The organism is Pseudomonas sp. A-RE-19 (assembly GCF_019956555.1).
Lineage (GTDB): Bacteria > Pseudomonadota > Gammaproteobacteria > Pseudomonadales > Pseudomonadaceae > Aquipseudomonas.
Genome location: NZ_JAHBDQ010000019.1, coordinates 13240 through 38308, shown reverse-complemented (window position 1 = coordinate 38308; position 25069 = coordinate 13240). Strand labels below are relative to the sequence as shown.

The following is a 25069-nucleotide window of genomic DNA, read 5'->3' as shown; positions in this document are numbered from 1 at the left end:
CATGGCCAATCTCCGTCTGGTTACATTGATCTGGATCTTCACCGAGAAATTCGGCCTGATTTTCCTGTCGATGATTACCTTTGTCGCGTATGCCAGGCTGCTGTCGCCCGCAGAGTTGGGTGTGGGCACGGTCATCATTGCCATCGTCGAGTTGATCGGCCTGATTTATTCATCGGTTCTGGAAGACCCGCTGGTACGACTCGAGCGGCTGGAGGACAAACACATCAGCACGGCCTTCTGGGCGGCGGTACTCGTCAGCCTGGTGTCCATCGTCGTCATCTCGGGCGCGGTGATGCTGTACACGCCCGACCCGGTGCTGCAATGGATGACGGCGGTGGCCTCGGTGAAAATCCTGTTCACCATGATGGCGCGGGTTTATGTGGCGCAAATGCGCCGTACCGGCAACTTCAGGACGCTGGCGTCGCGCACGTTACTGGGCAAGGTGTGTGGTGGCGTCGGCGGCATCGCTGTCGCGCTTTGGGGGTTTGGGGCCTGGGCGGTCATTGCCCAGGCACTGATCATGGAGTTCGTGTCCATTATCGTATTGATGCGCGCAGACCCGCGACGCATTGCCTTTCATATTGACGGCCCGTTCTTGCGCGAACTGTTGAAGGCCGGCGCACCGGTTGCCATCAACGCACTGAGTTCGCAAACGCTACAGCGCGGGGTCACCGTGGTCTTGGGCATGACGGCCGGCACCAATGCGGTGGGCATGTTCAACATGGCGATGCGCATCATCGATCTGCCGCGTACGGCGATCTATCACGGTCTGATGAGCTATGCGCTGCCGGTGTTTGCCCGGCGTAGCGCCGATCCATCACGGTTGCGCGCGATCATCAGCGATTCGACCGCCGTCAGCGGCTTCCTGCTGACGCCCCTGTTCATCGGCGTCGCACTCACGGCGCAGGACCTGATCCTGTTGATCTTCGGCGCCAAATGGACCGAGGCCATTCCCTTGCTGCAAGTGCTTGCGTGCACGGCAGCCATCGGCAATACCGCCATGTTCGCCACGACCGCACTGGTCGCGGTCAATCACAGCCACCTGACCATCAAGGCCGAAGTGGCAACCACGCTACTGGCACTGGCGTTGGTCTATAGCTTCGGCAACCTCTATGGCGGCATGGCCGCCGCCCTGGCCCTGCTGGCCCGGATGGTGATGATCACGCCACTGCAAATCCGCGGATTGAACAGCGCAATCGGCTATGGCTGGCGGCTGTTTTTCGAAACCAACTATCGCAGCATGATTGCCTCGCTCGTCATGGCAGCGATCGTCCTGATGGTTTCTTCCCGATTGGGTTTTCAAGGCTACCTGCACCTGATCTGCAACATCGTGGTTGGCGCGCTGAGCTATGCCGTGGCGTATAGCGTAATGCACCCGCGCTGGCCGCAAGAATTCAAATCGGTTTTCACCACCCGCTGAGTTCAGTGGCATAGCGGCTCCCTCAGTGAATTCAGGACACCTGCGAACAACCTTCACCTGCCCGGCCACATTCCCCTGACTCGCGCAATCTCGTTGTGACAGGAACGCCTCATCATGCAAAAAACCACGCTGATTACTGGCGGGGCCGGTTACATCGGCTCCCATACCGCCTTGGCCCTGATCGACGCCGGTCAACAGGTACTGGTGCTCGATAATCTGTGTAACAGCTGCCGGGAATCGCTCAAACGCCTGGAATTCTTGACCCGTATACGGGTCGATTTCATCGAAGGCGACATTCGCGATACGAAGCTGCTCGACGATATTTTCAGCCGATACGACATCGATGCCGTGATGCATTTTGCCGGCCTCAAATCCGTGGAGGAAAGTGTTCGACAGCCGCTGGAGTATTACGCCAACAATGTGGTCGGCACGCTCAATCTTTGCCACGCGATGGCCCGATCCGAAGTCTTCAAGCTGGTGTTCAGCTCGTCGGCCACTGTGTATGGCGCCCCCCGGAAAATACCGATCATCGAAGATCTGGGCACGGGCAAACCGGTCAATCCATACGGCCGCACCAAGCTCATGATCGAAGAATTGCTCACCGATCTGTGCCTTTCCGATCCACGCTGGAGCATCGCTGTGCTGCGCTATTTCAACCCGATAGGCGCTCACGAAAGCGGGCTGATCGGGGAAAACCCCAATGGCCGGCCCAACAACCTGCTGCCTTGCCTGACACAGGTCGCGATTGGTCGAGCGCCCGAACTCACCGTGTTCGGCGGCGACTATCCCACCGTCGACGGCACGTGCGTGCGCGATTATGTCCATGTGGTCGACCTTGCCGATGGTCACCTCAAAGCGCTGCAGGCGTTGCAGCGCAGAAACGGCATCCATGTCTGGAACCTGGGAACCGGCATTGGCTATAGCGTCCTGCAGATCATCCGCAGTTTCGAGGACATTACCGGTGTCACCATCCCCTTCCGATTCGCCCCGCGCCGCGCCGGCGATATCGCTCAATGCTGGGCCGATCCCTCCAAGGCCTGGCGTGAACTGGGCTGGCACGCGCAACGCGACCTGATGCAGATGATCATCGACACCTGGCGATGGCAGTTGTGCAATCCGCAGGGATACCGGTCGCAACCCGAATTATTGGCGTCGATTGCGTTAAAACAATGGGTATGAACAAGGGGGCCATGTCCAGGTATTTTCTGCTGATCGTCCTGGCAGCGGTTGTTTGCAACGCGTCGGGAGCACCCTCCCAGCCGCTGGCCGACGGCCTGGTCCTGTGGCTTGACGCAGCAGACACCTCGAAGATGACCCTCGATGCTCACAGCCGTCTCCTGCGCTGGCACGACAAGTCCGGCAAGGCCAACGACGTTACCGTGGACGATGCCGCAAGTGCCGCGCGACCGTTGCGTGTGGAAAACGCCATGAATGGCCATTCGGTGGTGCGTTTTGGCGGCGCTTCGGCCTTCCTGGGCAAGTCGATTCGCGCTGCAAACGGCCCGGTGACCGTACTGATCGTGTCACGCCGACTGACCGGGCAAAGCGGCGGCGATACCTGGCAGCGGCTGTTCAGCTCGCGCCCGCGGGTTGCCGATAACGACAACGTGGCACCGAATTTCGCTATCAGCGTGCAACAGACCAGCGCCTATGATTCGACCCTGTTTTTTCTGGAACTCAACGACGTGCCCATCGGCCCGTATGCGGTGGGGCGGAACGTGGTCGGCAGCATCGAAGACTTGCACGGCGACATCGCGGAAGTGTTGGTGTACGACCGTCACCTGGCCTCCCTGGAAGAACGGCAGCAGGTGTTTCAGTATCTGGCGGAAAAATGGTCAGTCGCCGTCCCCAAGGCGGCCAATTCCTGGACCCGCGTCGGCCCCCTGGGACCGATACCGGAACGGCGCAACGCTGACCTGCCACTGTCCGATCAGGCCAATGTCGGCCATTGGATTCTGGACACACGTTTTTCCGACGACTTCGACGGCACGACCCTTAACGCGAGTCGCTGGCACGTCAACGATGCCACGGGCACTGATTCGCTGGGGCGTAAGCCGGCGCTGTTCACGCCGAACAATGCCTACCTGAGCGATGGCAACCTCAACATCGTTTTCCGCAAAGAGATCGTGCCGCAAAAGTACGTCCGCTTAGGCTACCAAGGCTATAGCTCGGCAATGGTCCGCACGATCGAGCGCAGTTTTTACGGCTACTACGAAGCACGCGCCAAACCGATGGATTCGGCAGGCTCCAGCGCGTTCTGGTTAGCGTGGACGGGGCTTGCCGACAACGCCACGGAAATCGACATCTTCGAAATCGGCGGCAAGACCAAAAACGGCACCTTCGACCATCTGTACAACATGAACGCCCACGTTTGGGCCACACCGCAAAGCACCCGGCATGTGAGCAATGGCAGCAGCTGGATCAGCCCATGGCGCTTCGCCGACGCATTCCATGTCTACGGGTTTGACTGGCAGCCCGATACCTTGCGCTGGTACGTGGACGGCGTGCTGGTGCGAGAGGCAAAGAACACCCACTGGTTCTTCCCGATGCAGATCCTCTTTGACAGCGAGGCGATGTGGCATTGGTTCGGCGTTGTCGACGACGCCGATCTGCCCTCCACCTTCAGCGTGGACTACCTCAAGGTGTGGCGCCGCGGTAGATAACCCTCGATTTTGAAGTTGATCGCCCAGACCCTCCAGGTCAAGGGTACAAAAACAAGAACTCGCCGATAAAGAGGTCGCAACAATGAACGGTACGATGGCTTCCGATCAAGCAACAGCCTGCCTGAATCTGGCGCTTGAACGTAACGAACAACTGTTCAGCGAAGCCTGCAATTTGAGCCGCGCCGCTCTTGATCTTCTCGATCAGCCCGACATGGATGCGGAAAAGTTCACCCAATATCAGAAGAAAAAACAGTGTGCCGATCGTAAGTACCTGGAGGCCATCGAGCACTTGCGATTAATCAGCGCTCAATATCCTGCCCATTTCTCTTCAGCGGAGAACGCAGTACATGAGCCGCAGGTTTCGGCTGAGGGATGACGACGCCTGAAGCGTCGTCGGGGTTGAAGATGATCGCCCTCCCGCTCCGCCGGGTTTCACAGGCAGAACGGGGGCAGCGTGGCACAACAATGCGATCAGAAGGTCACACTGGCACTGAGCCGTGCCGTGCGCGGTTCGCCGACGTTGACCGCCAGTTGGCTGCCGGTGGAAGACGGGTAGTACTGTTTGTCGAACAGATTGTCGACGTTGAATTGCAGCGAGGTCTTGTACCCGAACATCGGCGATTCCCAACGCACGAAGGCATCGGCCACGGTGTAGCTGCTCAGCCAGAAATCGTTGGCGTTGTTGGCGGCGCGCTCGCCGACGTAACGTGCGCCAGCACCGGTATGCCAGGCCCCGAACTCCGCAGGGATGTTCAGGTGATGCGTGAGGTACAGGCTCGCGGTGTGCTTCGGCGCGTTGGCGAGGCGGTGACCTTCGTCATCTGGATCATCGAGGATTTCCGTGTGGGTGTAAGCGTAGGTGCCGATCAGGTCCCAACGCTCGGCCACGCGCCCGGTGATATCCAGTTCCAGGCCCTGTGAACCGACCTTGCCCGCCGCCTCCGAGAGGCTGGCGCCATCGACCGTCTGGGTGGTCACGACGTTTTTCTTGACGATGTCGAACAGCGCCAGGTTGATGTTCAGCCCCGGCAGCGGGTCGTACTTCGCGCCGACCTCGTAGCTGCGGCCCTCCTCCGGATCGAAGGTGTGGCCGGCATCGTCGACATCGGTATTGGGCTTGAACGAACGGCTGTAGTTGCCGTACAGCGACAAGGTATCAGTGGCTTTGTAGACCAGGCCCATAAATGGCACGAAGGCATCGCCGTTATCGTCGCGGTTGACGGTATAGCTGCTGCCGCGGCCCTGATCGCTGTACTGATCGTAATGCTGCTGACGACCGCCGAGGACCAGGATCCAGCGGTCATCGAGGTGCCAGTTATCCTTGAAGTACACGGAGCTGGAGGTCAGTTGGTTGCTCAGGTCGCTTTGAGCAGCGCTGACGAGGCTGGGCTCGGCCAGACGACCATAAACCGGCGACGTAATGTCGAAGCCAGACTGCGCGGTATTGCGGTAGGTTTTGCCACGGAATTGGTCGGACGCTTCGGTATCCGCGCCAACCAGCAGGTCATGGCGTTGGCCGAACAGTTCCTGTTGGCCGATGAAATCCCAGCTGGCGTAACGAGTCTCATCGTCGTAGTGAGCGCCATTGGCGGCACGGCGCAGATTGTTGCCGGTCAACGAGCTCGGCTGGGCAATCGAGAGGCTGTAGCGGTTGTTGTTCCAGCCGTAGGTGACGCGGGTTTTCCAATCGTCACTCAGCTGATATTCGAAACGCGCGGTGGCCACTTCACGGATACCGACGCTTTTAGCCCACTTTTCGTCGAGACGTTTGTCGTAGTCGATGTCGGCCGGATGACCGTTGGTGAACACGGTGCCGCGATCGAAGGGGTCGGAATAATCATTGTATTCGTAGCTCAGGGTCAGACTGGCGCGGTCGCCGGTCCAGCTCAGCGATGGCGCGACCAGGGTGCTCTCGTTCACGCCGTAGTTGCGCCAGTAATCCTCATGGCCACGTTCGGCAATCAGGCGATAGGCCAGGCCTGTCTCTCCCAGCGGCCCGGTGGTGTCCACCGCCAGGGTGCCGCCGCCTTCGCTGTAGGCCGAGCCGCTCAGGGTCGTGCTCTGCGTGTATTCAGGCTTCTTGCTGATCACGTTGATCAATCCGCCGGGCTCCAGCGCGCCGTACAACATCGAAGCAGGCCCTTTGAGCACTTCGATACGATCCGTCGTGGCGCTGAAGTTGTGCCCCAGATTGGAACGCACGCCGTCGCGCAGGATCGACCCGTCATCATTGGTGCCGAAACCGCGCTTGACCAGCGAGTCCCGGGAGTTCCCCAGGGTGTTGCCCTGGCTGACACCGCTGACGAACTTCATGGCCTCGTCCAGCGAGCGCACCTGATAGTCGGCCAGGGTCTGTTGAGTTACCACATTGACCGATTGCGCCTCTTCCTTGATCGGCACATTGCTTTTGCTCGCCGTGCTGGCTTGAGAAGTGGTGTAGCCAGTGTCTTGGCTGACGCGGCTTGCCTGAATATCAGTGGTCGGCAGCTCCAGCGGTTCCTGTGCCCATAGAGGGCTGGCAAACATCACGCAGGAGAGCGTTGGCAACGCGTGTTTCATGAAGACCTTGCGGCGGGCAAAGGGGTGGGGATGGCTCAAGACGTCGCACTCGATGAGTTAGTGATAATACTTCTCATTGTATGATGCGATGTATTTGCAGTAAATACGTTAACTGGCTCACCTTGAATGATTCATGGGGCGATCCTTGCGATGAAATCCATAGAATCATCGCAAGGGTTCGCAGAAGGTTTTTTATGCAGGCTGGACCATCGTCAATCGCTCCGTGCCGGTGCCTCAGATTCGAGCGGGTGACACGATGATTTTCACGTTGTGCTCCTTGTTGTTAACCAATTCCTCAAAGCCGTGCCCGACGATCTGTTCCAGCTGAATGCGCCCGGTGACCAGCGGCGTGATGTCCAGCCGGCCGTCGGCAATAAAGGCGATCACATCGGCAAACTCACCGTTGTAGGCGAGTGCACCCAGCACCTGTTTTTCGGTGGCGACCAGCTCGAAGAAGTTGAACTCGCTGGGTTCCTCGAAAATGCCCACCAGCACACACGTGCCGGCCTTGCGGATGAGGTCGATAGCAAGCTTGGCCGTGTGTTTGTTGCCGATGCATTCGAAGCTGACATCTGCCCCAAGCCCGCCAGTCAGCCGCCTCACCTCTGCCAGAGCGTCGCATTCATTGGGGTCTAGCACATGGCTCGCCCCGACCTCCAGAGCCTTCGCCTTGCGCGCGCCTGACATTTCCAGGGCGATGACCTGGGCCGCACCAGCAGCCTTGGCACACATGATGGTGCACAGGCCGATGGTTCCCGCGCCAACCACCACCACATTTTTTCCCAGCAAACTCCCGGCCTTTTTCACCGCGTGCATGCCCACTGCCAGCGGTTCGATCAGCGCCCCGGCTTCAGCGGGAAAGTTGGCCGGCAACTTGTAAAGCAGGTTGGCCGGCACGTTGACCAACTCGGCGAACGCACCATTGTTCATCAGCCCGGTGAAGGCCAGGTTCTCGCAAATGTTGTACAACCCATGGGTGCAGTAGTAACACGTGCCACAGTGCTGACAGGCGTCGGCTGCCACCGGTTCGCCAACACTGAACCCTTGGACACCGGCTCCGATTTCGACGATCTCGCCACAGAACTCATGACCGAGAATGCACTGTCCCTTGATTCCGGTCAGCGGGTGCGGCGCGTCCACTGGAATGAACACTGGTCCGGCCACGTATTCATGCAGGTCGGAACCGCAAATACCGCACCATTGCACGCGAATCTGCACCCAGCCCGTGGGTGGCGACATCGGCAACGGAACGTCTTCGACACGGATATCGTGACGGCCATGCCAGACAGCGGCACGCATGCTGCGGGTCGGATCAATTGAAAGGCTCATCTTGAAATCTCCTTGAAATCGTTGACCCTGGCGCCCAGCAAATGGTCGCCAAGGTAGGCATCAGTGTTGTTGGACAAAGTCCAGAATCAGCCGATTGACCTGCTCGGCCGCTTCCATCTGCACCATGTGCGCCTGACCCGGCAGGATTTCGACCCGGGCGGTCAGCCCAACGCTGTGGGCCGCAGGAATGATCGCGTCGTCACTGCCCCAGATCAGCAACACCGGCTGCCGGTTTTCTTGCACCACGCCGCGCAGATCGAACTGTTGCCGTCCTTCTTTGAACAACCCCGAAACCAGCTGGCGCAGGGCCGCGTCCACCCCTTCCAGGCGCTTGTACTTGAGCATGTCTTCGAGCATCTGCCGATTGACCAGTTCGGGGTCGGAGAACAGCTGCACCAACTGTGGTTTAAGGGCATTGCGGCTGGCCGCCTCAACAAAACCTTGCAGGTATTCGCCGTTGATTTCCGCGCCCAGACCGGCGCTGCCGATCAAGCTCAGGGAACGCACCCGATGGGGTGCCAGACGCGCAGTGTTGAGCGACACCGCACCGCCCATGGAATGCCCCACCAGATGCGCCACGGGAATATCCAGATGATCGAGCAGTGCCAGCAACTCCCCGCTCAGCTCATCCAGATCTCCACGCGCCAGCTGTTTGGTCGACTCGCCATGGCCCGGCAAATCCAGAGCAATCACCCGGCGCTCGGCGGCCAATGCTTCATGATTGAACATCCAGTTGTTCAGGTCGCCGCCAAATCCGTGCACCAGCAGCAACGGCACCCCGCCTTCGCCGCGCTCGAAGTAACGGATCAGCCGCCCGTCCAGTTCGACCTTCTGTGGCTTCGGCCCACAGTCCTCCTCGGCACCGTCCCCCGGCACGAACGCGGCCTGGAACTGCTCGATCACCGCATCGATTTCGGTCTCGCTGGCTTCGCCATCGACCACGATGCCGAGTAATGCACCGACCGCGAGGGTTTCATCCTGGCGCGCGATCTGACGGCGCAGCACACCGGAAAACGGTGCCTCGACGCTGCTGGAAATTTTGTCGGTTTCCACGTCGAGCACTTCATCGCCCTTGGCGATCGCCTGGCCCTCCTCCTTGAGCCAGACATCGACCCGGCCTTCGGTCATGGACAAGCCCCACTTGGGCATGGTCAGGGTATGGATCTGGCTCATGAACGCTTGCTCCACTCGATCAATTTGAGCACGGCATTTTCGATCTTCGCCGCGTCAGGGATATAGAGGTCTTCCAGGGCGTCGGAGAATGGCACTGGCGTGTGCGGCGCAGTGACCATTTCGATGGGCGCCTTGAGCGAGGCGAACGCTTTTTGCGCCACCAGGGCCGAGATGTCGGTGGCCATGGAACAGCGCGGGTTGGCCTCGTCGATCACTACCAGGCGCCCGGTCTTTTCCACGCTTTCGAGAATGCTGTCTTCATCCAGCGGGCTGGTGGTGCGCAGGTCGATGACCTCACAGTCAATGCCTCGCCCTGCCAGGCTGCGGGCTGCGTCCATTGCCGTATTGACCGTGCGCCCATAGGAAACCAGGGTCACGTCCTTGCCATCGCGCAGGAAGTTGGCTTCACCGAAAGGGATGGTATAGAGCTCTTCCGGCACCTCGCCCTGCATGCTGTAGAGCAGTTTGTGTTCACAGAAGATGACCGGATCGTTGTCGCGGATAGCCTGGATCAACAGGCCCTTGGCGTCATAAGGCGATGACGGGCAGACGACTTTCAGCCCGGGGATGTGGGTCCACAGCGATGTGAGCATTTGCGAGTGTTGGGCGGCTGCCCGCAGGCCCGCGCCGACCATGGTGCGAATCACCAACGGGGTGGAGGCCTTGCCACCGAACATGTAGCGAAACTTGGCCGCCTGATTGAGGATCTGGTCCAGGCAGCAACCGGCAAAGTCGACAAACATCAATTCACACACCGGGCGTACGCCGCAGGTCGCTGCGCCGACCGCGGCACCGACATAACCCAACTCCGACAGCGGCGTGTCCAGCACGCGTCCGGGGAATTGGTGATAGAGGCCCTTGGTCACGCCCAGCACCCCGCCCCAGGCGTCGTTTTCACCAGGAGCACCGGCACCGCCGGCGACATCTTCCCCCATGATGAACACGCTGGGGTCGCGGCGCATTTCCTGGGCCAGGGCTTCGTTGATAGCCTGCTGATAACTGATTTTTCTCGCCATGATGAAGGTCTCGATTCTTGTTATAGGGGCGTTCAGGGATAGGAAACGTAGACGTCGGTGAGCAAGTCGGCCGCGCTCGGTTTGGGGTCGGCCTTGGCCTTGCGCACGGCATTTTCGATCAGCAGGTCCACTTCGCTGTCGATCTGGTCCAACTGGCTGGCATCGATCAAACCGGTCCGGGTGGTGCGTTCGCGAAACTGCATCAGGCAGTCGTTGTGCTCGCGGAAATACTTGACCTCATCCGGTGCCCGGTAGGTCTGGGCGTCGCCCTCGAAGTGACCGTAGTAGCGAGTCAGCTTGACCTCGATCAGCGACGGTCCTTCACCGGCTCGGGCCCGCTCCACTGCGGCACCGGCAGCTTCGTGAACGGCGAAAAAATCGAAGCCATCGACGGTGACCCCAGGCATGCCGAAACCGGCCGCGCGGTCGGCGATGTGATCGCAGGCCACCGACCAGTTGGACGCCGTGGCCTCGGCATAGCCGTTGTTCTCGGCAATGAACAGGCACGGCAGGTTCCACACCGAGGCCATGTTCATCGCTTCGAACACCGCGCCTTCGTTGGAACCGCCGTCGCCAAAGAACACCACGGCGACGCCGTCGGTCCCCTTGAGCTTGGCTGCCAGCGCCGCCCCTACAACCAACGGTGCGCCGGCTCCGACGATGCCGTTGGCACCGAGCATGCCCTTCTCGAAATCGGCAATGTGCATGGAGCCGCCCTTGCCCTGACAGACCCCGGTTTTCTTGCCGTAGATCTCGGCCATCATCCCGTGCACATCAACGCCCTTGGCGATGCAATGACCATGGCCACGGTGGTTGGACGCGATGCAGTCGTCATCCCCCAAGTGCGCCATGACACCGGCGGCCGAGGCCTCTTCACCGGCATAAAGATGGACGAAACCGGGAATCTCGCCGGTGGCGAACTCCACGTGCAAGCGCTCTTCAAAGACGCGGATGGTGCGCATCACCCGATAGGCATGCAGCAATTGATCAGCGGTCAGCTGTATCGACATTTTTATTCTCCAGGGTGTCTTGAGACTCAAGGTTCAGAGGGTGTTGCGGGTGTTCACGGTCGATGGCCAGCAGCCGCTCCTGCGCTGCATAGGCCAACGCCGCATTGACATCGATGCTCAGCGGGCCGCCGGCATCGAGGGTAACGGTGGGTAAGTCATGGGCGTTGAATTCGATTTCCCGCTCGCCATCCAGGGCCAGGGTGCCGCTGCTCAGGCACAGACGATGGGCGACGCCGGGTTCAAGGCTACCGGCCGCGAGTACGCCGCAGCCTTGCAAAAGGCCGGGCGCCAGGGGCACCAGCAAGGCTTCGGATGATTGCGGATCAAGGCGCATCCAGGCGCCATTGGGGGCTTGGCGCGATACCGGAAACCACAATCCGCAGAGGGCCGAGATGCCAATGGATTGAGGCTCGGCGAAGGTGACAAACACCTGCGCCAGATCGATCCCACGGCTGATTGCACGGGCGCCGATAAAGGGCAGCGAGGACACCGCCACGTCCACCAATGCCACTTCGCACACGTCGCGGCTCGGAATCCGCACCAGCAGGCGTTTATTGCGACGCAAAGCGATTTCGGGCGCTATCCGTCCGCAGGCGAATAGCCCGCCGGCCAGCCCGGCACTGGTGGCTTCACGCAGTTCCGGGAAGGCATTGTTAGTCCCCGTCGACAGGGTCAGCAGTGGAATGTCGCCGACTTCGGCGGCCACCGCTTTGTGGGTGCCGTCACCGCCGAGCACGGCGATCAGCGACACGCCGCGTTCAGCCATCCAGCGCGCGGCCTGGCGAGTGTCCGCCACGCTCTGGCGCAAGGTAAGTTCCAGGAACTCCAGGGTTGGCCAGTGGCTGTCCCGCGCCTGGCGGCCATGACTGTTCTTCTTCACCGCAGCGGCGATGCCAGTCATGTCGGTGGGCATCAGCACTCGCTCGACACCGGTGGCGCCAAAAGCCGCTAACAGCCGTTGGATCACCGAGACCTTGTCGGTGCTGGAAAACAGCCCGGCATTCGCCGTCAGGCGCCGTACGTCCCGGCCGGACGCCGGATTGGCAATGATGCCGACGGTCAGGGGCAAGCGACTCATGTCGCCACCACAGATAAAGCAGGGTAAAAGCCTCGGCAGGAGGACATAGGGCACCTCTTGTTATTATCGGGTTGCCAGTCGTACTGGTTGCAGGGGCTAGAGCAAGGCCGGTGCCAGATCGGCAATAAATCGCCAGAAGGCCTGTTCCAGAGCGGTCTTGACCGCACTTTCAGGGATTGGGATCACGCTCGGTTGAGACGTCCCATTTCAGCCTGCACGGGTTTGTGGTGAGACCTTGAGACGTCGCGTCTCACCTTCGCAGTGGGTGAACCGATGCTTGTCGACCGTCCGTGAACGGCGCTTAATAGCCCGCACAACTAAAAGAAGATCGAACCGGAGGCCTTAAATGCTTTCCGCACACTCGAAGGCGCACGTGGATTGCGTCAGCCGTGTTTTGAAGAACGCAGCGCACCTGCCGCAATTGCCAGTGCCGGACTTGATACTGGATTCCTGGCGCCGCTCCATGGAGCAACACCACCTGGACCCCGGCTCATTGCAAGGGCCACGGATCCTTTCGCAGAACGTACTGCAGGAGTGTCGAGAACGCTCCGAACTGTTCCTGCGCATCGCCAGCGAAGAAGTTGCCCGCCTCCACGGTCGCGTGCGCGGTGCCGACTACTGCGTGTTGCTCACCGACGCCCAGGGCCAGACCATCGACTACCGCGTGGAAACCTCCATCCGTAATGATTGCCGTAAAGCCGGCCTGTACCTGGGCACCTGCTGGTCAGAAGGCGAGGAAGGCACCTGTGGCGTGGCCGCGGTGCTGACCGCACGAACACCGGTCACGGTGCACAAGCGGGATCACTTCCGCGCTGCGTTTATCGGACTCACCTGCTCTGCCGCTCCGGTCTTCGACCCTCGGGGCGAACTGCTTGGGGTGCTTGATGTGTCTGCGGTACGTTCTCCGGACGACCGCCGTTCGCAACACCTGATCCGGCAGATGGTGGTGCAGAGCGCACGGGAAATAGAACAAGCGTTTTTCATGAACAGTGCCCAGGGTTACTGGGTACTGCGGGCACACAACAGCCCGGGCTACGTCGACAGCCAACCCGATTACCTGCTCGCCTGGGACGATGACGGATGCCTGCAGGCACTGAACCCCGCGGCGCGTCAGTGGCTGGTGCAAACCCTTGGTCAGTTGCCGGAACACATCGGCCAAGTATTCGATCAGCCGTTATTGCATCGAGCCAGGGACGAATCGCTCTGCCTGCTTCACTGCCAGGGTGGTCGCCATGCCTTACATGGACGACTCAGCGCGCCACGGCAGGTGAAACACAACCCTGTGCGTCGGGTACTGTCACCCGCCGAACTCGACCCGCGTCTGGAAGATAGCCTGCGCCTTGCAGTGCGGGTCAAGGACCGTAATTTGCCGGTACTGATCCAGGGCGAAACCGGTTCCGGCAAGGAAGTCTTTGCCCGCCAGCTGCACCAGGCCAGTCTGCGCCGTGAGCGGCCTTTTATCGCGGTGAACTGCGCAGCGATTCCGGAAAACCTGATCGAAAGCGAGCTGTTTGGTTATGTGGCCGGCGCCTTCACCGGTGCTTCGAGTAAAGGCATGCAAGGTCTGCTGGAACAGGCCGATGGCGGCACCCTGTTTCTCGATGAAATCGGCGATATGCCCCTGCCCCTGCAAACCCGGTTACTGCGGGTTTTAGCCGAAGGCGAAGTGGCGCCCCTGGGAGCGTCACAAAGCAAAGCGATAGACATTCAGGTCGTCTGCGCGAGCCACCGCGATCTGGAAGCACTGGTGAGCTGCGGGGCGTTTCGCGAGGACTTGTACTTTCGCCTCAGTGGTGCGCGGTTCCAATTGCCGCCGTTGCGCGAACGCAGTGATCGACTGGCCTTGATCAACCGGATACTCGAAGAAGAGTCGTCGGCCTGCGAGGTATCGATGCAACTGGGAAGCGCCGCACTGGAATGCCTGCTCGGCTATCGCTGGCCGGGCAATGTGCGCGAACTGCGACACGTACTGCGTTACGCCTGCGCGGTGTGCGAGACCCACTTGATTCTGTTGAGTGACTTGCCCGAGCACCTGCCCGGCCGTCGACTCAATGACCCGACTTCAGCTGACACCGTGGAACGCTGCACCAGCCCGGAACGCCAGGCACTCATCGATGCCCTCGTGCGTCATCGCTGGAAACCCACCGCCGCGGCCAAGGCTTTGGGCATCTCCCGGGCAACGCTGTATCGACGGGTGCATCAACATGACATCGACATGCCTGGCAGAGGCTGACCACAGCTTCATCCGGCGGCTCGCTGGCCATCGGGCAGCATACGGGTGCCGGTCGAACGTTTCGCCGCTACAATGCGCACCTCGACCGTGACAAGCCCGACTAAAAAAATATGTCCCTGCCTAAACATCATCTGGAATTGCTCAGTCCCGCCCGCGACGTGGCCATCGCCCGCGAGGCCATCCTGCATGGCGCCGACGCCGTGTACATCGGGGGCCCGAGCTTCGGCGCCCGCCACAACGCCTGTAACGAGGTGAGCGATATCGCCCAATTGGTGGAATTCGCCCGTCGCTACCACGCCCGGGTGTTCACCACCATCAACACGATCCTGCACGACAACGAGCTGGAGCCGGCCCGCAAGCTGATCCACCAGTTGTACGACGCCGGCGTCGATGCGCTGATCGTCCAGGACCTGGGCGTGATGGAGCTGGATATACCGCCGATCGAGCTGCACGCCAGCACCCAGACCGACATCCGCACCCTGGCGCGGGCGAAGTTCCTCGACCAGGCCGGCTTCTCCCAACTGGTACTGGCCCGCGAGCTGAACCTCAAAGAGATCCGCGCCATCGCCGACGAGACCGATGCGGCGATCGAGTTCTTTATCCACGGAGCGCTGTGCGTGGCGTTCTCCGGCCAGTGCAACATTTCCCACGCGCAGACCGGCCGCAGCGCCAACCGTGGTGACTGCTCCCAGGCTTGTCGTCTGCCGTATACCCTCAAGGACGAAAAAGGCGGTGTGATCGCTTACGAAAAACACCTGCTGTCGATGAAGGACAACAACCAGAGCGCCAACATCCGCGCGCTGGTGGAAGCCGGCGTCCGCTCGTTCAAGATCGAGGGGCGCTACAAGGACATGGGCTATGTGAAGAACATCACCGCCTACTATCGCCAGCGCCTGGACGAGGTCCTCGAAGACCGCCCGGACCTGGCCCGCGCTTCCAGCGGCCGCACCGCGCACTTCTTCCTGCCCGACCCGGAAAAGACCTTCCACCGCGGCAGCACCGACTACTTCGTCAGCGATCGCAAGATCGACATCGGCGCCTTCGACACACCCACCTTCACCGGCCTGCCGGTGGGCGTCGTGGAGAAAGTCGGCAAGCGCGACCTGCTGGTGGTCACCCAAGAGCCGCTGTCCAACGGCGACGGCCTCAATGTGCTGGTCAAGCGCGAGGTGGTGGGCTGGCGTACCAACATTGCCGAGCCCAAGGGCGAGTTCATCGATGATGGTGAAAAGCGCTACCGCTACCGCGTCGAGCCCAACGAGATGCCCAAGGGGCTGCACCAGTTGCGGCCGAACCACCCGTTGAACCGTAATCTGGACCACAACTGGCAGCAGGCCCTGCTCAAGACCTCCGCCGAGCGCCGGGTGGGGGTTGCCTGGGTCGCTCGCCTGCGCGAGGATCGCCTGACGTTGACCGCCACCAGTGAGGAAGGTGTTAGCGCCAGTGTCGCCCTGGACGGTCCGTTCGGTCTGGCCAACAAGCCGGAACAGGCCCTGGAACAACTGCACGACCTGCTCGGCCAACTGGGCACCACTCAGTATCACGCCACGGCGATCGAGCTGGATGCACCGCAGGCGCATTTCATCCCCAACTCGCAGCTCAAGGCCTTGCGCCGCGAAGTCATCGAAGCACTGACCGAGGCCCGCATCAATGCCCATCCACGGGGTGGTCGCAAGGCCGAGACCAATCCGCCACCGGTGTACCCGGAGTCGCATCTGTCGTTCCTGGCCAACGTCTACAACCAGAAAGCCCGCGACTTCTATCACCGTCACGGCGTCAAGTTGATCGACGCGGCCTATGAGGCTCACGAGGAAACCGGCGAAGTGCCGGTGATGATCACCAAGCACTGCCTGCGCTTCTCCTTCAACCTCTGCCCCAAGCAGGCCAAGGGTGTCACCGGCGTGCGCACCAAGGTTGCGCCGATGCAACTGGTGCACGGTGACGAGGTGCTGACGCTGAAATTCGACTGCAAGCCTTGCGAGATGCACGTGATCGGCAAGATGAAGGGGCACATCCTTGACTTGCCACAACCGGGCAGCGGGGTGCAGCCGGTCGTCGGCCACATCAGCCCTGAAGACCTGCTCAAGACCATCCCTCGCGCGCCCCACTAGGTGAATGGCGAGCGTGCCGCCACGGCGCCGCGCTCGCTACAGCTCGCCAGACGGCTGAATGTCAAAGGCGTCACCAAGAGGGATTTGCAGACATAAAAAAACGCCAGGCCGGATCGGCATTGGCGTTTTCTGTAAAGACAATCATCCTGGACTCCAGCAATACCTGCCGGCGGAGCCATACTTGGATGAGTATAAGGAAAATGGCAGGGGCGGCTGGATTCGAACCAACGCATGGCAGGATCAAAACCTGCTGCCTTACCGCTTGGCGACGCCCCTATCTGTTGCTGCGAGTGCCCGGCACTGAGTTTTCAGCTGGCGGGCAACATCGAGATGCTGCGTCCTTGCGCTGCAAGCCCTGTAAGGCCCTCTGCAAGAACGCGCGCAAATTTATCAACTTTCGCTTCGTCTGGGAAGCCCGAAACAAAAATATATTTGTTTTAAAACAGATGCTTACTCCTGATCCTGGAGGATGCCATGGCAGCTGTTACCGATTCACTGAAGCTGTTTCTCGCCGGCGATGTCATGACCGCCCGCGGCATCGACGCAGTACTGCCGCATCCTGGCGATCCGCGGCTTTACGAAGCCTACGTCAAGAACGCCGGCGATTACGTCCGGCTGGCAGAAAGACTCAATGGCCCGATTCCCCTCCCCGTCGACTTCCCCTACATCTGGGGCATTGCGCTGGATGAGTTCGAACTTCGCCAGCCACACGCACGCATCATCAATCTGGAAACGGCGGTGTCCCGCCGCGGATCCCCGGAGCCCAAAGGCATCAATTACCGCATGACCCCGGAGAACGTCCCGGCCATCAGCGCAGCCGGCATCGACTGCTGCGTATTGGCCAACAATCATGTGCTGGACTGGGGGGCAGCCGGCCTGGCCGATACGCTGGACACCCTATCGAACAACGGTATGCGCAGCGCCGGCGCCGGGCGCAACCGGCAATCGGTCGAAGCGCCCGCCGTGCTGCCGCAGCCTGACGGGCGGCGCTTGCTGGTGTTTGGCCTCGGCGCACCCGACAGCGGCATTCCATCGAACTGGGCCGCTACGGATAAGCGCGCAGGCATTGCGCGGCTGGAGGATCTGTCGATGCACAGCCTGCGCCCTGTGGCCGAACGGATACTCAAGTACAAGCATCCGGGGGATCTGGTGGTTGCCTCCATTCACTGGGGTGGCAACTGGGGGTTCGAGATTCCACATGAGCAGGTCCGGTTCGCCCATGCCTTGATCGACGAGGCCGGAGTTGACCTGGTGCACGGGCATTCCTCACACCACGTCAAGGGCATCGAGGTGTACCGCGAACACCTGATTCTCTATGGCTGCGGTGATCTGCTGAACGATTACGAAGGCATCGAGGGCCACACAGCCTTTCGCGGCGACCTGGGTCTTCTGTACTTTGCCTCGCTGGCCCCGGGCGGGCATCTGCAGTCGCTGGACCTGATACCCACTCACCTGCGTCGCTTTCGCATCAGTCGCGCCGAAGGGGATGACCGTCAATGGCTGCACGACACCCTTTCTCGCGAGTGCGCACACTTGGGCTGCAGCCTCCAGCCGGGTGCGAAAAATGCCTTCGGGTTGCATTGGTAGGAGAGTCTGTACATGTGAAAGCCCAGGGAACCTCTCCAATGCTTTTCGTAGGAGCCAGGCTTGCCGGCGAAGGCGTCCTTAAGGGTGCTTTCGCCGGCAAGCCTGGCTCCTACGAAAAGCATTGGGGAGGTTCCCGGTTTTTTCGTTTCTGCGTCGCTTTTGCATTTTTGTGCGACAGATCCCGTTTCCAGGACTCCCGTACCACTCCCTCGTGGTGTTAGTTTGGAGAAGTTTCTGACTCATCGACCAGATATTTCCCACAAATCGCCTGCAAAGGAATGCTCCAACAATGGATTTCTCATTCAAACACCTGGCCACGACAACCCTGATACTGGCCAGCCTTTCGTCGTTCACCCTGTCAGCGCACGCCAACATCACCCCGCAACAGAGCGCGACGATCCTCAAGACGTTCAGTGACGCACCGGTCACGGATTTCAGGCAGTTCCTGGAACGCGTGGCCAACAGTGAGCTTGCCAAAACCGACGACCTCGGCGCGGCAATCAGTGCCTTTCAGGGCAACAAGACCCTTTCCCCTGAACAGCAGAACGAGATCCATCGCCTGCTTGGCCTCTACGCACGGGTGAAATACGGCAGCGCTGCCACCGAGACGCTACACGAGCTGGTGGCCATCCCGACCTTCCGTGTGGACGGCGTCGCTCAGCACGATAATCCCGAATTCATCAAGATCGCCGACAAGCTCAAAGGCCTTGCCCAGGCCTTCAACCTGAATTTTCGCAACATCGACAACCGCGTCTATGAAATCTCCCTCGCAGGCAACGGCGACGAAGTCGTGGGCATTCACGCGCATGCCGATGTAGTGCCCGTGACGCCGGAAAACTGGGTCCTGAAAGACGGCACCCGACTCGATCCGTTCAAGGTCACCCTGGTCGGCGACCGCATGTATGGCCGGGGCACCGAGGATGACAAGAACGGCATCGTGGTGACGCTCTACGCCATGAAAATCATCAAGGAAGAAAAGCTGCCGCTGGCCAGGAATTTCAAGCTGCTGGTAGACACCACAGAAGAAACCACCGGCGACGCCATCCCTTATTACTTCGAACGCAACCCGACACCCAACTACAACCTGGCGCTGGACGGCGGCTACCCCGTGGTGATTGCCGAGAAAGGCTACGGCACCGTCATGGCGAACTTTGCCCGGCGGGCCGCAGAGGGCAAAGGCGCCGAAATCACCTCAATGACGGGTGGGCTGGCCACCAACCAGATTCCTTCGACGTCGGTCGCCACCCTCGTGACCGACAAACCCGCCGAACTGGCCACCCGCCTGCAGAAGGCCGGCAGCGATTATGCCAAGCGCAATGGCGGCAACTTCGACGTGACCGCCAAGGTCGCGGGCAAGGACGTCAAGCTTACGGTCACTGGCGTTTCCGCCCACTCCTCCGAGCCCGAGTCAGGCGTCAACCCGGTGGCAAGGATGCTGGACTTCATCAACAGCCTCGATGGCAAAGTCGCACTCAAGCACAACCACATCACCGACGCCGCCCGCTACGCCGCCGACAACTGGGGGCTGGACTACCTGGGTGGCAAATTGGGGGTCGGCTTTTCCGATGCCTTCATGGGACCGCTGACCACCTCCCTGACCTATGTCGGGATGGATGAAAAAGCCTTCAAGCTCGCGGTCAACCTGCGCGTGCCGGTGGGCAAGTCCCCGGAAGCACTCAAGACCGCTATCGCCGAAAAGCTTGGCGCCTGGAAGAACAAGACCCACATTGCGGCGGACTTCGACTACTCGATCGCCGAGCCGATGCACCGCAACCCTGAGGGTGAATGGGTCAAGGCCCTGCTGGCCGTGGCCAGCGAAAACCTCGGCATGGAACACAAGTTCGGCACCTCCGCCGGCGCCACCTCGGTCCATGAGCTGCCCAATGGCGTGCAATTCGGTCTGGCCAGGCCCGAACTCAAGTACACCGGCCACAACGACAACGAGTTCAAGACCGTCGACCAGTTCCTGCTGGACCTGCAGATCGTGACCGAAATGCTCGGGCGCGTCGGGCAGTTACCGAAACTCTGATCTCCCCTTTCGGACCCGCTATTCTGGCGGGTCTATTTCTTTATGGGGCTGAATCGTCTTTAAACGTCAATTCACTCTATGTCTCGTCGCCAGGATCTATTGATGCCACTGAGTTTTCATAAAATGCACGCCAATGGCGATGATTTCGTCATTGTGGACTCGCGAAACGCGGCCAATCCAATGACAAGCACCCTGGCTCGGCGAATGGGTGATCGGCACCGAGGTGTCGGATTCAATCAAATCGCGGTGATGCTCGATTGCGATGATGCGGTTGCGCGCTTGATGTTTTGGAATGCCGATGGTTCCACGCTGGATGCTTGTGGCAGCGCAACACGGGGCGCCGCGGATCTGCTGATGCGCGAAGCAAATACTACGTCGATAACGCTGCGAACCAACCGTGGTCTGCTCGCTTGCGAACGAACCGCAACCGGCACCATTTCAGTCAACATGGGGGCGCCGCTTTTCGGCTGGTCGGATATTCCCCTGGCTCTGGAACTGGATACGGCTGTTTTGCCACTGGCGGGTGGCCCAGCGGCGACCAGCATGGGCAATCCGCACTGCACCTATTTTGTGGATGACCTGACCGCCGTTGATATAGCGACCATCGGACCGAGCATCGAAACCAACCCGCTCTTCCCCCTCAGGACGAACGTGCATTTCGTCCAGATCATTAACCGCAATCACATTCGGTTGCGCATTTGGGAGCGCGGCGCTGGCATTGCGCTCGGTTCCGGCTCCTGCTCTTGCGGCGCCGCTGTTAACGGCATTCGTCGTGGCTTGCTGGACCATTGCGTTGAGGTCGAATGTGATGGCGGAACCGTAACGGTTCAATGGGATGGTGTGGGGCCTGTCTTTCTCATCGGTCCGGTAGAGACAATGTTTTCGGGAACTGTTCACGACAGCCTCTCCTTCAGGCTATGAAGCGGCGGCCGTCGCATAACTGACCTATCCTGAATCTGCCGGCAAAACATTCACCTTTCCGAGGTACCTGAACTCGTTACAGCAATGGAGGCTGGATGATGAAGGAGCATTCGATTGAGTTTCGCGCAGGAGATGCGCTTACGCCGCACTCTTCGCCCCTCGCTATGACCCGTGCCACACACTCCCCCGCGCCCAATAGTCGCATCGAGCTTTACACCCAGGAGCCGATGGTCAACTGGCTAGGCCCGTTGCAGCTGATGCGCACGGGTATACAAACGGCCGTGGCCTCCACAATGGGTGCCTTCGCGGACCCACGCGACGTGCTGGCCATGCTTAACCCTCCGGGCTCTAACCCGCCCATCCAGGTGGCTGCCGACGGTGACGTGTGGATCGACTATCTGGCCGATACCGGCGATGGCTGGGACTCCACCTATTCCATGGCACTGTGTGTCAGCCGTGATGTCCAGTTGCCGGAGCTCACGCTGCCGCGCGGCGACGTGCTGCTGCTCGGCGGCGATCAGGTCTATCCCACACCGGCCCAATCCGGCTACCGCACCCGCTTTCAGGACCCCTTCCGCGCCGCCTTTCCCGCGCCGGTACCCAAGGTGCGCCCCAAGGAGCAGGATCAGCCCGTGTCGCAGCCGGGTGCGCCGTGGATGGTGGCGACGCCTGGCAACCACGATTGGTATGACGGCCTGCGCGGTTTCTCCCAACTGTTTTGCGAGCACAAGCCCATTGGCGGCTGGGAAACCCGCCAGCGCACCAGTTACTACGTGCTGCAGCTGCCCAATGGCTGGTGGGTCTGGGGTCTGGACCTGCAATTGGAGTCCATGATCGACCGCCAGCAGAAACAATACTTCGAACAGATGCTCACCAAACTGCAGCCAGGCGACCGGGTGATCCTCTGCACGCCCGAGCCGAGTTGGGTGGACGAGGCCGAACGGCTGGCTCGCGAGGAGAGCAAGGCTTTGCCCTCGATCGAAACCCAGACGACCCGCTTCCGCAGCCTGCGCGAGATCGAGCAGCTCTTGGGTGACCATTTGGCGGTGGTCTTGGCCGGAGATTCGCACCACTACGCGCGCTACCAGCCAAAAGCCGGCACCCCGGCGCCGCAGCGCATCACCTGCGGAGGCGGTGGCGCCTTCCTGCATGGCACGCATCAGCTTCCGGATCCACCCAAGCCGATCAACGTCGGCGGAATCCGGCAGCACTACGAGCTGGCGGCGGTCTACCCGGACAAAAAGACCTCCAGGCAGCTGCGTAATCGGGCATGGCGACTACCCACTCACAACCTCCCGTTCTGCGGCATGCTGGCCATCTTGTACCTGCTGTTCGACTGGATGGTGCAAAGCGCCAGCAAAGTACCCCATCCGGCGCGAGATAACCGCAGCCTGGTGGAGGTATTGTCTGGCCTCCAAGCGTCTATTCCCAACATCCCCGAGGTTTGGCGACAGCTGTTCCTGGTCCTGGCACACAGTCCTTCGTCGGTGATGTTCGCCGTGATCATTGTGCTGGGCTGCGCAGTGCTCTCAGCCGCCGGGGTCAAGCGCAGCCGAAAACTCGCCTACGGCATCGGAGCCGTTCACGGGTTGCTTCACCTGGGACTGGCGGTCGGACTGCTGTGGCTCATGGGCCGTGTCAACATCTACTACTTGCAGTTCGAGGTGGAAAACCTGTACCAGGTTTTGTTGTTCCTGTTGGAGACATTGGTGCTCGGGGGAAGTTTGGGAGGCCTGCTGTTCGGTGCCTGGATGGTGATGGGCAACACTTTATGGGGGCTGCATAGCGAGGTGGTTTTTTCCTCGCAACGCATCGCCGACCATAAATGCTTCCTGCGTATGCACTTCAAAGGCGATCAACTCACCATTTACCCGCTCAAGCTGGAGAAGGTCTGCCGGCGCTGGTCCGTGGCATCGGGAGTCGCCAAACTGGCGAAGGTGCAGCGCACCTGGAGGTTGCGAGCAACGCCTGAAAGCACTGGCCCGCGCTTCGTGCCAGCCTCGGGTGCGCTCGAACCGCAGTTGATCGAGCAGCCCATCGTGATTCGGCGTGGAAGAACTGCCCCGTAGGAGCCAGCGGTGCGGCAAGCCTCAATGCCAGTCAGTTAAGGTGCGCAACTAATGTGGGAGCGAGCCTGCTCGCGATGACGGCGGTATATTCAGCATCAATGTCAGCTGACCCGCCGCTATCGCGAGCCGACTCGCTCCCACAGGGACTGCGGTGTTCAACTCCTTAACTGACTGGCATTACGGCAAGCCTGGCTCCTACGCGGATGAAGCAGATATCAGAACCAGGTTTCCATCTGTATGCCGTATTGCCATACACCGCCGGCATTGAAGTCCGACTTGCCGAAGTTGTCAGAGGAACTGTATCTGTCCAGATCCGAAGACCAGTTCATGAGGCTTGCGAACACTCGCAGTTCGGGACGTGTGAGCAGGTCGCCAACGTCAGGTTTGAATGTCGGGGCGATCGTGAATTTCCAGAAGTTACCGTCGACCGCATTACGTTGCAGGTAGCCCTTGGGGTCGAGGTTCATGGTTTGCCAACTCGCTTCATAGGCCATCTCGAAATTGCTGTTGATTTCATTGGCCAACCGCACGTTCAGGGTCATCCAGCGATAGTCGTCACCCTTGACGTATCTATCCTTGCTTTGCTCGGCCAGCAAACTGGGGCCGATGCGCCAGCCGGGGGCAATAGGAGTCTCGCCGTAAAGCGCCAGACGCAACGCGCGGGCATCCTCGATCAGTTCGCCATCCGAGCCGATATTCTTGACCTCTGCCCCCAGACCTTGCCCATAGAGCAGAGCCGTTTTGAAGAAGCCTTCCCTGCCGAAAAAGTCTTTCTGGTGATTGGCCAGCATGCTGTGCAAGCCGGAGTCCGCAGGCGTCAGACCCGCTGCATTGCTGCGGGTGCCAATGTCGTTTTTCTTTGAGCCAATGGCATTGAACATCCACTGCCACTGGCCATTATCGAAGAACTGGTTGGAGGTCAGGATGTAGCTTTCCACATCGGCATTGACACCACCCTCACTGAAATCCCCGTAGTTACGTCCGATCAAGGAGTAGTTCGAGCGCCAGTTCTTGTTCATCTGCACATCGTAGATGCCACCCCCGGTGCCGGCCAGAAAGACGACGTCCGAGTCCAGCCAGTGGATATCGAAATTGTCCCTGTCGAATCGCTTGCCTGCCCACAGGGTGGCGTTCTCGAACACTGAATTGCCCTTGAAGGCGGCGAGATGATCGAGTTCGGTGAATACCTGGCGCACGTTCAGGTTACTTTCGTCGGCCGTCCAGTCATTGGTGCTCTCCACGCCATCGGCGATGGACACCGTGAATTTGGAACGGGTGCCGTTCTGCGCATAGATTTCTTTCGACAGGTCTATGCGCATGTAGGTGTCGTCTTCGTTACCGAGTCGCCCGACTGCCCCTCCGACTGAACCGGCAGGGGTGGTGTAAGGCCCGCCACGACCCCCCCCCAGCCCGTCGTTGATCAGCAATCCGGAGCGGGCGTAGCCCTTGAAGCTGAAGCCGTCGGTGAGGTGTCCTCCGCTTTCCTGTTTTTCCATGCTTTGCTGGCGGGCTTCGAGTGTTGCCAACCGAGTATCCAGAGAAGGCGCTGCAATGGCCGTTGCCGTTGCCGTTGCCGTTGACGCAGCGGGCTGCAAGGCAGGCGTGGCCAGTTTGATTTGTTGCAATTCCCTGGCGAGTGCCTGGGTTTGCTGTTCGGCTGCGGCCGCACGCTTTTCCGCTGCGCTGGCACGGGCTTCAAACGCGGCCATGCGTTCTTCCAGAGTCGCGGCCTGAGAGGTTACCGCCGAGGTGCCGAGCACGCCTGCGAGTAGCCAGCTTGATGCTTTTTGCATGTGAATCCCCTGTTTTGTTTTTATTTTTCTGTTCCCGCGACCGGCCTTTTTTTCGTAAACCCTGAATTGTCAAAATTG

At 60.3% G+C, this 25069-nt stretch carries 16 protein-coding genes, 1 tRNA gene and 1 pseudogene; 10 read left to right on the top strand and 8 right to left on the bottom strand.

Features of this window, described 5'->3' with window-relative positions:
- Position 1 precedes the first annotated feature (1 nt).
- From KGB14_RS13830 to KGB14_RS13815, 4 genes are all read left to right on the top strand, one after another.
- The gene (locus KGB14_RS13830) at positions 2-1420 is read left to right on the top strand and encodes an oligosaccharide flippase family protein (protein WP_223487373.1); all 1419 of its coding nucleotides are present in this window, start codon (positions 2-4) and stop codon (positions 1418-1420) included.
- 114 nt (positions 1421-1534) lie between these two features.
- Positions 1535-2599, top strand: a complete 1065-nt coding sequence (galE, locus tag KGB14_RS13825; protein ID WP_223487372.1) for a UDP-glucose 4-epimerase GalE — start codon at positions 1535-1537, stop codon at positions 2597-2599.
- A gap of 11 nt (positions 2600-2610) precedes the next feature.
- Positions 2611-4083, top strand: coding sequence for a family 16 glycosylhydrolase (locus KGB14_RS13820; protein WP_223487371.1), 1473 nt, complete (start codon positions 2611-2613; stop codon positions 4081-4083).
- Between the two features lie 82 nt (positions 4084-4165).
- Positions 4166-4459, top strand: coding sequence for a hypothetical protein (locus tag KGB14_RS13815; protein ID WP_223487370.1), 294 nt, complete (start codon positions 4166-4168; stop codon positions 4457-4459).
- Positions 4460-4554: 95 nt separating this feature from the next.
- Here the strand turns inward: KGB14_RS13815 and KGB14_RS13810 are convergent, their stop codons facing one another.
- The 6 genes and pseudogenes from KGB14_RS13810 to KGB14_RS13785 all read right to left on the bottom strand — a co-directional run bounded on the left by KGB14_RS13810 (position 4555) and on the right by KGB14_RS13785 (position 12248).
- The gene (locus tag KGB14_RS13810; protein ID WP_223487431.1) at positions 4555-6642 is read right to left on the bottom strand and encodes a TonB-dependent siderophore receptor; all 2088 of its coding nucleotides are present in this window, start codon (positions 6640-6642) and stop codon (positions 4555-4557) included.
- Between the two features lie 234 nt (positions 6643-6876).
- Positions 6877-7941 carry a 2,3-butanediol dehydrogenase gene (locus KGB14_RS13805; protein ID WP_223487430.1) on the bottom strand — a complete coding sequence of 355 codons (1065 nt, stop codon included), beginning with the start codon at positions 7939-7941 and terminating at the stop codon, positions 6877-6879.
- 90 nt (positions 7942-8031) lie between these two features.
- Positions 8032-9144, bottom strand: coding sequence for an acetoin dehydrogenase dihydrolipoyllysine-residue acetyltransferase subunit (locus tag KGB14_RS13800; RefSeq protein WP_223487369.1), 1113 nt, complete (start codon positions 9142-9144; stop codon positions 8032-8034).
- Positions 9141-10160: an alpha-ketoacid dehydrogenase subunit beta gene (locus KGB14_RS13795; protein WP_030128853.1), complete on the bottom strand. Its 1020-nt coding sequence runs from the start codon at positions 10158-10160 to the stop codon at positions 9141-9143. The genes KGB14_RS13800 and KGB14_RS13795 overlap by 4 nt, the downstream gene beginning before the upstream one ends.
- Positions 10161-10192: 32 nt before the next feature.
- On the bottom strand, positions 10193-11170 hold the full coding sequence (locus tag KGB14_RS13790) for a thiamine pyrophosphate-dependent dehydrogenase E1 component subunit alpha (RefSeq protein WP_223487368.1): 978 nt from the start codon (positions 11168-11170) through the stop codon (positions 10193-10195).
- 26 nt (positions 11171-11196) lie between these two features.
- Positions 11197-12248: pseudogene (locus KGB14_RS13785) on the bottom strand (ATP-NAD kinase family protein).
- Between the two features lie 346 nt (positions 12249-12594).
- Between KGB14_RS13785 and KGB14_RS13780 the strand changes: the two are divergent.
- Both KGB14_RS13780 and KGB14_RS13775 read left to right on the top strand, forming a co-directional pair.
- On the top strand, positions 12595-14481 hold the full coding sequence (locus KGB14_RS13780; RefSeq protein ID WP_223487366.1) for a sigma-54-dependent Fis family transcriptional regulator: 1887 nt from the start codon (positions 12595-12597) through the stop codon (positions 14479-14481).
- A gap of 110 nt (positions 14482-14591) precedes the next feature.
- Positions 14592-16592 (top strand): peptidase U32 family protein, encoded by a 2001-nt coding sequence (locus tag KGB14_RS13775; RefSeq protein ID WP_223487365.1) that lies wholly within the window; start codon positions 14592-14594, stop codon positions 16590-16592.
- Positions 16593-16793: 201 nt separating this feature from the next.
- On the opposite strand, the gene KGB14_RS13770 is transcribed toward KGB14_RS13775, so the two are convergent.
- Positions 16794-16868, bottom strand: a tRNA-Gln gene (locus KGB14_RS13770).
- A 198-nt stretch (positions 16869-17066) separates the two neighbouring features.
- Here KGB14_RS13770 and KGB14_RS13765 point away from each other — a divergent pair.
- From KGB14_RS13765 to KGB14_RS13750, 4 genes are all read left to right on the top strand, one after another.
- The gene (locus tag KGB14_RS13765; RefSeq protein ID WP_223487364.1) at positions 17067-18179 is read left to right on the top strand and encodes a CapA family protein; all 1113 of its coding nucleotides are present in this window, start codon (positions 17067-17069) and stop codon (positions 18177-18179) included.
- Positions 18180-18468: 289 nt separating this feature from the next.
- Complete coding sequence (locus tag KGB14_RS13760) at positions 18469-20208, top strand: dipeptidase (protein WP_223487363.1); 1740 nt, start codon at positions 18469-18471, stop codon at positions 20206-20208.
- Positions 20209-20310: 102 nt separating this feature from the next.
- A complete protein-coding gene (gene dapF / locus KGB14_RS13755; RefSeq protein WP_223487362.1) occupies positions 20311-21129 on the top strand; it encodes a diaminopimelate epimerase in 819 nt (272 codons plus the stop codon).
- Positions 21130-21227: 98 nt separating this feature from the next.
- A complete protein-coding gene (locus tag KGB14_RS13750) occupies positions 21228-23198 on the top strand; it encodes a metallophosphoesterase (protein ID WP_223487429.1) in 1971 nt (656 codons plus the stop codon).
- A 215-nt stretch (positions 23199-23413) separates the two neighbouring features.
- Here KGB14_RS13750 and KGB14_RS13745 read toward each other — a convergent pair whose 3' ends face one another.
- Positions 23414-24991, bottom strand: coding sequence for a carbohydrate porin (locus tag KGB14_RS13745; protein WP_223487361.1), 1578 nt, complete (start codon positions 24989-24991; stop codon positions 23414-23416).
- Between the last annotated feature and the right edge of the window lie 78 nt (positions 24992-25069).

What these genes read in the sequence shown, in the direction of transcription:
- galE (WP_223487372.1), top strand. Translation starts at nt 1,535, where the DNA reads ATGCAAAAAACCACGCTGATTACTGGCGGGGCCGGTTACATCGGCTCC.
- KGB14_RS13750 (WP_223487429.1), top strand. Translation starts at nt 21,228, where the DNA reads ATGAAGGAGCATTCGATTGAGTTTCGCGCAGGAGATGCGCTTACGCCG.
- KGB14_RS13805 (WP_223487430.1), bottom strand. Translation starts at nt 7,941, where the DNA reads ATGCGTGCCGCTGTCTGGCATGGCCGTCACGATATCCGTGTCGAAGAC.
- dapF (WP_223487362.1), top strand. Translation starts at nt 20,311, where the DNA reads ATGCCACTGAGTTTTCATAAAATGCACGCCAATGGCGATGATTTCGTC.
- KGB14_RS13830 (WP_223487373.1), top strand. Translation starts at nt 2, where the DNA reads ATGGCCAATCTCCGTCTGGTTACATTGATCTGGATCTTCACCGAGAAA.
- KGB14_RS13800 (WP_223487369.1), bottom strand. Translation starts at nt 9,144, where the DNA reads ATGAGCCAGATCCATACCCTGACCATGCCCAAGTGGGGCTTGTCCATG.
- KGB14_RS13810 (WP_223487431.1), bottom strand. Translation starts at nt 6,642, where the DNA reads ATGAAACACGCGTTGCCAACGCTCTCCTGCGTGATGTTTGCCAGCCCT.
- KGB14_RS13790 (WP_223487368.1), bottom strand. Translation starts at nt 11,170, where the DNA reads ATGTCGATACAGCTGACCGCTGATCAATTGCTGCATGCCTATCGGGTG.
- KGB14_RS13775 (WP_223487365.1), top strand. Translation starts at nt 14,592, where the DNA reads ATGTCCCTGCCTAAACATCATCTGGAATTGCTCAGTCCCGCCCGCGAC.
- KGB14_RS13780 (WP_223487366.1), top strand. Translation starts at nt 12,595, where the DNA reads ATGCTTTCCGCACACTCGAAGGCGCACGTGGATTGCGTCAGCCGTGTT.
- KGB14_RS13815 (WP_223487370.1), top strand. Translation starts at nt 4,166, where the DNA reads ATGAACGGTACGATGGCTTCCGATCAAGCAACAGCCTGCCTGAATCTG.
- KGB14_RS13745 (WP_223487361.1), bottom strand. Translation starts at nt 24,991, where the DNA reads ATGCAAAAAGCATCAAGCTGGCTACTCGCAGGCGTGCTCGGCACCTCG.
- KGB14_RS13795 (WP_030128853.1), bottom strand. Translation starts at nt 10,160, where the DNA reads ATGGCGAGAAAAATCAGTTATCAGCAGGCTATCAACGAAGCCCTGGCC.
- KGB14_RS13820 (WP_223487371.1), top strand. Translation starts at nt 2,611, where the DNA reads ATGTCCAGGTATTTTCTGCTGATCGTCCTGGCAGCGGTTGTTTGCAAC.
- KGB14_RS13760 (WP_223487363.1), top strand. Translation starts at nt 18,469, where the DNA reads ATGGATTTCTCATTCAAACACCTGGCCACGACAACCCTGATACTGGCC.
- KGB14_RS13765 (WP_223487364.1), top strand. Translation starts at nt 17,067, where the DNA reads ATGGCAGCTGTTACCGATTCACTGAAGCTGTTTCTCGCCGGCGATGTC.